The sequence below is a fragment of the Kitasatospora sp. NPDC059146 genome (assembly GCF_042786665.1).
GTDB lineage: Bacteria > Actinomycetota > Actinomycetes > Streptomycetales > Streptomycetaceae > Kitasatospora.
The window spans coordinates 18,185-27,260 of record NZ_JBHZCY010000042.1; the positions used below are offsets into that span (position 1 = coordinate 18,185).

General features: G+C 70.9%; 7 protein-coding genes. 1 reads left to right on the forward strand and 6 read right to left on the reverse strand.

Going from position 1 to position 9,076, the window contains the following annotated elements:
* Positions 1 to 7 precede the first annotated feature (7 nt).
* Positions 8 to 1,315 carry a ComEC/Rec2 family competence protein gene (locus ACFXPX_RS19665; protein WP_380525763.1) on the reverse strand — a complete coding sequence of 436 codons (1,308 nt, stop codon included), beginning with the start codon at positions 1,313 to 1,315 and terminating at the stop codon, positions 8 to 10.
* Between the two features lie 230 nt (positions 1,316 to 1,545).
* Between ACFXPX_RS19665 and ACFXPX_RS19670 the strand changes: the two genes are divergently transcribed.
* Positions 1,546 to 3,249, forward strand: coding sequence for a hypothetical protein (locus ACFXPX_RS19670; RefSeq protein WP_380642474.1), 1,704 nt, complete (start codon positions 1,546 to 1,548; stop codon positions 3,247 to 3,249).
* A 94-nt stretch (positions 3,250 to 3,343) separates the two neighbouring features.
* Here ACFXPX_RS19670 and ACFXPX_RS19675 read toward each other — a convergent pair whose 3' ends face one another.
* The 5 genes from ACFXPX_RS19675 to ACFXPX_RS19695 all read right to left on the reverse strand — a co-directional run bounded on the left by ACFXPX_RS19675 (position 3,344) and on the right by ACFXPX_RS19695 (position 9,061).
* Entirely contained in the window at positions 3,344 to 5,113 is a 1,770-nt protein-coding gene (locus ACFXPX_RS19675; protein WP_380591863.1) for an FAD-dependent monooxygenase, read from the reverse strand.
* On the reverse strand, positions 5,110 to 5,883 hold the full coding sequence (gene ubiG, locus ACFXPX_RS19680) for a bifunctional 2-polyprenyl-6-hydroxyphenol methylase/3-demethylubiquinol 3-O-methyltransferase UbiG (RefSeq protein ID WP_375894649.1): 774 nt from the start codon (positions 5,881 to 5,883) through the stop codon (positions 5,110 to 5,112). The genes ACFXPX_RS19675 and ubiG overlap by 4 nt, the downstream gene beginning before the upstream one ends.
* An 11-nt stretch (positions 5,884 to 5,894) precedes the next feature.
* Positions 5,895 to 7,736 (reverse strand): asparagine synthase (glutamine-hydrolyzing), encoded by a 1,842-nt coding sequence (asnB, locus tag ACFXPX_RS19685; protein WP_380525769.1) that lies wholly within the window; start codon positions 7,734 to 7,736, stop codon positions 5,895 to 5,897.
* A gap of 43 nt (positions 7,737 to 7,779) precedes the next feature.
* Complete coding sequence (locus tag ACFXPX_RS19690) at positions 7,780 to 8,292, reverse strand: SRPBCC family protein (RefSeq protein ID WP_375894654.1); 513 nt, start codon at positions 8,290 to 8,292, stop codon at positions 7,780 to 7,782.
* 82 nt (positions 8,293 to 8,374) lie between these two features.
* Positions 8,375 to 9,061 (reverse strand): class I SAM-dependent methyltransferase, encoded by a 687-nt coding sequence (locus ACFXPX_RS19695; protein WP_375894657.1) that lies wholly within the window; start codon positions 9,059 to 9,061, stop codon positions 8,375 to 8,377.
* Positions 9,062 to 9,076: the final 15 nt, after the last annotated feature.

Genomic DNA, 9,076 nt, shown 5'->3' on the forward strand with positions numbered 1-9,076 from the left:
ACTCTCCTTACTTGTAGGTGAGCCGGTAGGTGCCCGGGGTGCCGTCCGGGTCGATGGTCAGGTGCCAGTCCCAGCCGCGGGGGTCGGGCTTCTTGCCGGTCGCGGCGTCCTTGACGTTGTTGAGCGTGGTGCACACGCCCGCGACGCCGACCTGGTCCCGGTAGTGGTACGGCCCGGTGCCCTTGATGACGTCGCCGGACTGCCCGTAGTAGGCCACGCGCGGGAGTTCGCCGTCCGCCGGGTTCGGGGTGACGGTGGGCGCGGGCTTGTGCCGGTCGTCGGCGATCCGCTGGAGGTGGCCGAACCCGGGGATCCCGGTGCCGCCGAACTCCCGGGTGCCCGAGCTGACCAACAGGCCGTCGGGGTTGATCAGTCGGACCCAGGGCGCCGTCGAGGAGTAGCTGCTCCCGTGGTGACCGACCTTCAACCAGGAGCCGGCCTCGCGCTTGAGGTCGGGGTCGTCCTTGTACCTGGCCACCAGGTAGTCCTCGGTCTCCTCGCCGGCGTCGGCGGTGAGGATGACCTTCTGCCGTTTCCCGTCCTTGTCGGGGGCTCCCTGGAGCATCAGCACGATGCAGTCGGTGTTCGCCTGGCTCTCCGCGGTCGGCGCGTCCGCCTTGCGCTTGCTGCCTCCCAGCGGCCAGAAGCCGTGCGGGAGGGCCTCCAGGCGGGCCAGGGTGCTGCCGGTGGTCCTGCGCTTCTTGGCGGCGACGCTGGCGGTGGTGCGGGTCTTGGAGACGCTCGCGGAGATCACGTAGAGCTTCGGGGTGGTCGGGCCGTCCGGGAGGCCGTCGAGCGGCAGCAGGAGCGGGGTGGCGGGCATGTCCTGTTCGACCGGCTCGGTGGCGATGGTGTGGGACGAGCCGTCGCGACCGTAGGTGGTCCAGTTCTTGAGCATCAGGTTGAGGCCCTTGCCGTGCCCCAGGATGTCCTTGGTGTAGTCGCCGGGCTTCCCGGTGTACCGGATGTTCCGGATCGTGTAGCGCAGTCGGCGCTTCTTCGTGGCCGTGTCGACCGGCGCGACGAGGTCCTGGACGTAGCGGTAGTGGTCGCGGTCGGGGTGACTGAGGATCAGGTAGTCGATGGTGTTCGGGGTTTTCAGGTTCTTCAGGTAGCCGTCGATCTTCTCGATGACCCGCTCCGACATGGACCCGGCCGTCGCCAGGGGGCCGCCGCCCTTGTGCCCCTGGCGCTTGATGCTCCCGCAGTCGATCAGGACCGAAGCCACGCCCTGGGTGTCCTTGCCGTCGGCGTAGAAGATCAACAGGGTGCAGTCGCCCTGCCCCACATTGAAGAAGACGGCTTCCACGGGCATGGCGAACTCCCTCAGTCCGTACGGCTGATGATCACTGGTCGAGGAGCAGCGCCCATGGTCGCACGTATACATCTTGGCGGAGCCATGACTTCCCGGACTGATCGAAACTCTCCGAGAATTTCGGTGATCCGATCGAAAGCATTCTCTTTCTGACACGGCGCCGACATCCAGCCTCGGGCGCACCAGTGGGAGTTGTTGACGAAATCAGGTCCTCACCCGAGTATCCGAGAGTGCTGCCGAACACCTCCCCCTCCGATCCCTTCGACGCGGCCGCAGGACCGCCCGGCCTGCTGCGGGTCGAGTGCGTGCCAAGCCCGGACCCGCTTCCCGTCTCGACACCCAGCAAGACCAAGAACGGCGTCCTCAGCCTCACCTTCTCCAAGCCCGACGGCGCCGCGGACGTCAGATGCCGGTCCATCACCGTCTCCCTCCCGGTGGGGACGACCGCCGCCGACCTCGCCAGCAGCCCCGCCCCCCTCGACGGCAACCAGGACGGGGGCCAGGGGAGTTGGCTGATCGTGCCGCAGCGCGGTGACGAGGCCGTGGTGTTCACGTGCACCCCGGAGGGGCCGGGGAGCCAGGTGACCTTCGACGCCACCCGCCGCTTCACCCTCAAGGTCTCGGCGATCCCCGTCGTCCGCACCCCCGGCCACGCCGCCCTCACCATCACCGAGCACACGACCCCCGCCACCAGCGACGATTGGGCCGACCGCACCGTGAGCACCGACCCCGTGGAGAAGCACCTCGAAAGCCCGTCGGCCTTCCACTTCCGCGGTTTCGCCGCCGAGAGGCCCCAGATCGTCAACGACGGGAAGGCGACGGTCGTCCTGCGCTGGGAGGGCAGCGAGGCCGGCACCGGCTACTGGCTGGCCTGGGACGACCGCCCCCCGATCGAAGTCTCCGGCGGAAGCCACCCGGTCGGCCCCCTCACCGACACCACCACCTTCGTCCTGGACGCCCGCACCAAGGACGCCCAGGGCAAGGACGTCCACCACTACCTGTCCACCACCGTCACGGTGAAGAACCCCGACATCGCCGCCAAGACCCTCTCCGCCACCGACAAGGTCACCGTGACGGACACCTTCTGGGCGGACAACAAGAACGCCAGGAAGACCTGGGCCCGCAACACCGCCTTCGAGGGGGACGTCACCATGTCCGGCAAGCTGACCGTCGGCGGCGAACTGCAGGCGGACGGGAACGTCACCGTGAAGTCCGACAAGGAGCTGAAAGCCGGCAAGGTGACGGCGGGCGGAGTGATCACGGCGAACGACGGCCTGACCGTCAAGTCGGACAAGACGCTCAAGGCCGCCGCCCTGGCACACCCCACCGCGGGCACCGCGATCAAGGTCAACGACACGCTGCTCTTCCAGGGCACCGCGGGCCTGAGCATCCCCCAGAACGGCGGAGCGATCACCGTCTACGGCGCGCTCACCGCCAAGGCCGGGGCCCAGGCCGGTGAGGGCGAGCTCACCGCCAACGGACCGCTCACCGCCAACAAGACCGTCAAGGTCACCGGCACCCTCACCGCCAACGGCAGCGTCTCCTTCGCCACCGCACTCTTCGGCAGCCCGACGCGGAAGAACTACCCGACGTCGTCCGTCAAGCCGCGCTCGACCAGCAAGTGGACCATGACGGCCGACCGGAACGGCTTCCTGGTGGTCGAGGCCGCCAGCTACGAGTGGTTCAGCGACGACGAGAAGCACGGCCGCAAGCACCGGGTCTACGTCGAAGCCCCCGGGATGACCTACTACTTCGACCTCGTCGCCCACGGCAAGAAGACCCGGCAGAACACCCAGGGAGTCTGGGACAACATGACCGTCCCGCTCGCCCGCAACGCCACCGCCAAGGTCTGGATCGAGGACATCGACGACGTCGCGAACGCGAACGGCAACGTCCAGATGAACATCTGCTGGTACCCCATGGGCGCCGTCTGACCGTCCCCTCCCCACCCGGGGAGGCCGGCCGGTCCGACGCACTGTCGGACCGACCGGCCTCGGCGTCCCCCCGAAGGGGCCGCCCGGCGGCGGCTCAGACCGCGGGGCCGGCCGGCGCGTGCAGGACGGCGGCCAGCACCTTGGGCAGCTCGCCGGCGGAGTCGGCGGTCCGGGCGCGCCAGGCGACGTGTCCGTCCGGGCGGACCAGGACGCCGCCGTCGGCGTCGACCTCGCGCAGCCGGTCCCAGGCCCCGTACGGGTCGCGCAGGCCCTCGGCGGAGCCGATCGTCCGGACCGTCACGGGCACCCCGGTGAGTCGGGCGGCCTCGCGGGCGGCATCGTGCCAGCGGTCGCCGCCGCGGCCGGTGAGCAGGACGAAGCGGCCCCGCCCGACCACGTCCAGGGTGGAGCGGCGGCGGCCGCCGTCCTCCAGCCAGGCGTGCGGCAGACGTGCGCCGGGCCAGGTGGTGGGCTGGTAGTACAGCTCGGGGTCCCGGTCGCCGACCGGCTCGGGCGTGCCGTCGTCGACCCGGGCACCGCTGCGGTAGCGGTAGCCGATCTCGACGCCGTGCGCGTTGACCTGGTAGTTGATCCGGTCGGTCGCGGCGGCCAGGGCGGCCCGCCGGGCGGCGGCCTCCTCCGTGTCGTCGGCGAGGCCGCGCAGCAGCTCCCACTGCTCGGCGGCGTCCTGCCCGGCGGTGAAGCCCAGCGCGGCCGGGATGCCGAGGAAGTCCAGCATGCTGCGCACCGCCCGGTCGACGATCTGTCCGCCCACCGGCAGCCGCTCGGCCTGGTAGGTGTCCAGCAGCGCGGGCGAGGCCGAGCCGTCGAGCACCAGCTTCAGCTTCCAGCAGAGGTTGAAGGAGTCCGCGACCGCCGAGTTCAGCCCGAGGCCGTTGGTCGGCGGCATCTGGTGCACCGCGTCGCCGACGCAGAACACCCGGCCGTTCGCGTAGCGGGGGGCGACGACCGCGTTGACCTCCCACGGCGAGACGTTCTTGATCCGGACCTCGACGGACGGGTCGCCGATGCTCTCCCGGATGTGCGCGAGGATCTCCTCGTGGTCGTCGCGGTCGAACTCCGCGCCGTGGTCGAGGAAGCGCAGGTAGACCCATTCGTTCCAGGGGCGGATGCTGACGAACACCCGGCCGTCCTCCGGCGGGTTGCCGGGCACGGCGCCCATGTAGAGGATGGCCGGGCGGTCCTCGCAGTACTGCGAGAGGTCCGCCTCGAACCAGACCGAGGCGACCTTGGCCAGCCCGGTGGCACCCTCCACGGTGAGTCCGGCCTGCTCCATCACCCGGCTCTTCGCGCCGTCGGCGCCGATCACGTAGTCGGCGCGCACGGTGTACTCCAGGCCGGACTGCCGGTCGGCGACCACGGCCGTGACCCCGTCCTCGTCCTGCTCCATGCGCAGGAACTCGTGACCGAAGCGGAGCTCGCCGACCGCGGCCTGCCGGACCCGCTCGACCAGCAGCGGCTCCAGCCGGTGCTGCGCGAGGTTGCACATCGTGCTCGGACTGGCCGCCAGGTAGTCGCCGATGCGGTCCGGGCCGTTGCCGTAGGCGTCCAGCCGGCTCACCTCGGGTCCGGCGAACGTCGACATGAAGACGTGGTTGGCCAGCAGCGGGCTCGGGGTCGCCTCGGCCATCACCTGGTCCTCGGCGCCGAGATCGCGCAGGATCTCCCCGGTGCGCTGGTTCAGCAGGTGCGCGCGGGGGGTGTGGGCCGTGCCCGGGTACTTGCCGACCACCAGGTGCGCGACGCCGTAGCGCGAGAGCGCCAGCGAGGCGGTCAGGCCGGCCGGGCCGGCGCCGACGATCAGTACCGGGACCCGGACGTCGGGGGCGGTGGTGAGGGTCACTGGGCAGCCTTCCGTGCGTAGCCGGCGTAGATCACCGACGTGTCCTTGTGCACGCCGAGCTGGAACTGCCGCCCCAGCTCGCCGTACGTGATCTCGCCCCGGGCCCGGCGGCGCATCGCCTTCAGCAGCTCGAACTGCGGCCGGGTGGAGGCGAATCCGACGAGGTCCTGATTGGTCAGGTCGTGCGCGCGGAACACCGCGTGGAGCTCGGCCGGCTTGATGAAGCTCTTCCAGTCGTGCAGGTCCTTGGGCGCGAAGCTGACGGACTTCCAGTCCTGCGCCATCTTGATCATCGCCAGCTTGGACCGGAACGTCCGGTTGATGGTGTCGTAGAGGTAGTGGCCGCCGGGCTTGAGCACCCGTACGGCCTCGCCCACCGCCCGGTCCACGGAGGTGACGTGCTCCAGGGTGTCGCAGCAGTACACCAGGTCGAACGTGCCGTCGGCGAAGGGGAGTTCCTCGGCGAAGCCCTGCTGGTAGGTGATCTCCAGCCCGGACTGCCGGGCGTGCTCGCCGGCGGCCTCCAGGGACGGGCCGGACGGGTCCACGCCGGTGACCCGGCACCCGGCGCCGGCGAAGAGCTCGGCCAGCAGACCGCCGCCGCAGCCCACGTCGAGGACCTTGAGGCCCTTGAGGTCCAGCCTCAGCCGCTGGGTGAGGACCTCCTGGAAGTAGGCGAACCGGGCCGGGGTGAAGGCCTCCAGCGTCGCGAACGGCTGGTCGTCGTGCCACCAGGAGTGGGTGTTGTAGACGTCGTTGTCGACGGGCATGGTGCGACTCCTCAGGAGAGCTTGATGGTCGGGCGGTAGAGGTCGAGCCAGACGGCCAGGTCGAGGACCCGTTCGAACGCCTCGCGCTCGTCCCGGTCGACGGCCTCGGGCCGGGCGCCCGCGGCCGCCGCGAGCGCGGCCCGGTCGAAGAACTCGACCGCCTCGTGGCCGCCCGACAGCAGTTCGCCGACCTGCTGCTGCAACTGCCCCACGTAGGCGAGCTGCTGGGTGTGCGGGTAGAGGGCCTTCACCCGCTCCACCACCGACGCGGGGAGAACGTCCCGCACCGCCGCGCGCAGCAGGCTCTTCTCCCGCCCGTCGAAGGTCTTCATCGCCCACGGGGTGTTGTAGACGTACTCCACCAGGCGGTGGTCGCAGAACGGCACGCGCACCTCCAGGCCGACCGCCATGCTCATCCGGTCCTTGCGGTCCAGGAGCAGGCCCAGCAGGCTGGTCAGGTGCACGTGGCAGAACTCGCGCATCCGCCGCTCGTGCGCGTCCTCGCCCTCCAGCACCGGGATGGCGGCGACCGAGTCGCTCCAGCGCTGCGCCCAGTAGCCGGGGACGTCGAGGGTCCCCAGCAGCAGCCCGGCGTCGATCAGCTTGGTGGGGTGCTTCCGCGGGCCGAGGCCGGAGGCGGTCACCCACGGGAACATCGCGGTCTGCTGGACCGCCGGCAGGTGGAACCACGGGTAGCCGCCGAAGATCTCGTCGGCCGACTCCCCGGAGAGGGCGACCGTCGAGTGCCGGCGGATCGCCTTGAACAGCAGGTACAGCGAGTTGTCCGCCTCGCCGAAGCCGAACGGCAGGTCGCGGGCGGTCACGGTGGCCCGGCGCACCTCGGGATCGGCCAGTTCGAGGTGGTCGAGCCGGATGTCGTGGTGCTGCGCGCCGACGTGCTCGACCACCGCGCGGGCGAACGGCGCGTCCGCCGAGCCGCGCAGGTCGTCGGGGCGGAATTCGTCCGGCTGCTCGAAGTCGACGGTGAAGGTCCGCACCCGCTCGCCCCCGTCCGCCAGGCGGCGGGCGGCCAGGGCGGTGAGGGCGCTGGAGTCGAGGCCGCCGGAGAGCAGCACGCACTGCGGCACGTCGGCGACCAGCTGCCGGGCCACGCTGTCCTCCAGCAGCTCCCGGACGCGCCGGACGGTGGCCTCGGTGTCGTCCCGGTGCTCGGTGACCTCCAGCCGCCAGTACACGTGCTCGCGCAGGCCCGAGCGGTCGACGGTCACCATGGCGCCCGGCTTGACCTCGTGCATGCCCGTCCAGACCGCCCGGCCGGGGGCCTTGACGAACCCGAACAGCTCGCGGAAGCCGTCGGCGTCCACCACGGGCTCCACCGCCGGGTGGGCGAGCAGGGCCTTCGCCTCGGACCCGAACAGCACGCCGTCGGCGGTCGGGTAGTAGTAGAGCGGCTTGATGCCCAGGCGGTCGCGCAGCAGCACCAGCTTCTCGACACGGCCGTCCCAGATGCCCAGCGCGTACATGCCGTTGAGCCGGTCGGCGATCCCCTGCCCCCACTCCAGGTAGCCGCGCAGCACGACCTCGGTGTCACTGGAGGTGCGGAACTCGTGCCCCCGGCGGCGGAGTTCGTCCCGGAGCTCGGTGAAGTTGTACGCCTCGCCGCTGTACGTCATGGCGACCGGGCCGTCCGGCGTCTCGACGACCATCGGCTGCGCGCCGCCGGTCAGGTCGATGACGGCGAGCCGGCGGTGGCCCAGCGCGGCGTGCCGGGACAGCCAGGTGCCGGCGGCGTCCGGACCGCGGCAGGCCATGGTGTCGGTCATGGCGGTCAGGGCGGGGAGTTCACGTTCGAGGTCGTGCTGGAAGGAGATCCAGCCGGCGATCCCGCACATTCGGTTCTTCTTTCGTTCGGGGGCGGGGGTTGGGGCCGGGTGCTCAGCGGTGCGCGGCGCCGTGCCGGGAGGCCATGTAGGCGGGCAGGCCGTCGATGTGCGAGCGGCCGGTGGGGGCGAAGAAGAACCGGTCCAGCGGGCCCTGGAGGAACGACCACGGGCGGTTCAGCTCGGCCGCCCAGCGCCAGCCGAACCGGGCGCCGTTCTCGGTGGGTTCGACCACGTAGTCCTCCACCAGGTGACGGAAGATCGGGCGGGTCGCCTCGGTCGCGCTGAAGGTCTTGCGGGTGCCCTCCTCCCAGCGGAAGAAGCGCTCGCGGAGGGTGAAGTCACCGTCCATCTCGATCTCGCGGGTGGTGCCGACGCCGAACGGCCGGGGCGAGGTCCAGGTGAGCCGCCGCATGCCCTTCGTCCAGCTGGACACGCCGTCGCCGGTCAGGGCCGCCCAGGTCTCCTCCGCGGAGAACGGCACCTCGACCGAACGGGCGTGGTAGAGCGGGGCCGTGGCGAACAGCGAGTCGTCGGCCTCCTCGATCGGGTACCAGCGTGTCGACATGGTGTCGGGTCCTTCCGGGAACGGGGCGGTGGGGCGGGGAGGAGCGGTGAGGAGCGGTGAGGACGGGGCCGGGGCCCACGCCTCAGGCCTTGCGGGCCCGGAACAGGCCGACGGAGCCGCGCACGACGAGGTCGAAGTCGTCGAAGGACTGCTTGAGCTGGTCGCGCAGGTCCTCCAGGTCGTCCTGGTCGTTGTGGAAGACGCCCTTCGCGTTGAGGTTGTTCATCAGCCAGCGGCCGGCCCCGGTGACCGGGACCCCCGACGACAGCACGGTGCTGCCGAAGACCGTGCCGCCGGGCTTCACGGCCGCGGCCGCGTGGCGGATGGCCACGCCCTTCTCGCGCAGGCTGCCGGGGATGCAGTGCAGCAGGAAGCTCAGGGCGGCCGAGTCCTGGCTCTCGGCGGGCACCGGCAGCGGCTCCAGGGCGTTGGCGACCACCTTGGTGGTCCGGTAGTGCGCGAGCCGCTCGGCGGTGAAGTCGAGCGTGCTGGGGTTGAGGTCGGCCAGCGTGATGTGCGGGTTCGACACCGGGAACCGGGAGTGCGCCAGCAGGTACCCGGTGCCGACGCCGATCTCCAGGTGCTTCGCACCGAGGCAGGTGTCGTACATCTGCTGGAAGTTCCGCGGCGAGCACCGCCAGAACAGCGGCGCGCTGCCGCGGAAGACGACCAGGTCGTAGAAGGTCAGCGCGCGGCGGTGGTAGGGGGCCTGGCCGTCGTGGACCGCCTGGTCCAGGGAGGTGGGCCGGTTGCCGTTGTCAGTGCTCATGTTCTGCTCACCCTC

Bases quoted from the DNA above. Each gene is read 5' to 3' on its own strand.
- ACFXPX_RS19665 (WP_380525763.1), bottom strand. From the start codon at position 1,315: ATGCCCGTGGAAGCCGTCTTCTTCAATGTGGGGCAGGGCGACTGCACC.
- ubiG (WP_375894649.1), bottom strand. From the start codon at position 5,883: ATGCCCGTCGACAACGACGTCTACAACACCCACTCCTGGTGGCACGAC.
- asnB (WP_380525769.1), bottom strand. From the start codon at position 7,736: ATGTGCGGGATCGCCGGCTGGATCTCCTTCCAGCACGACCTCGAACGT.
- ACFXPX_RS19690 (WP_375894654.1), bottom strand. From the start codon at position 8,292: ATGTCGACACGCTGGTACCCGATCGAGGAGGCCGACGACTCGCTGTTC.
- ACFXPX_RS19695 (WP_375894657.1), bottom strand. From the start codon at position 9,061: ATGAGCACTGACAACGGCAACCGGCCCACCTCCCTGGACCAGGCGGTC.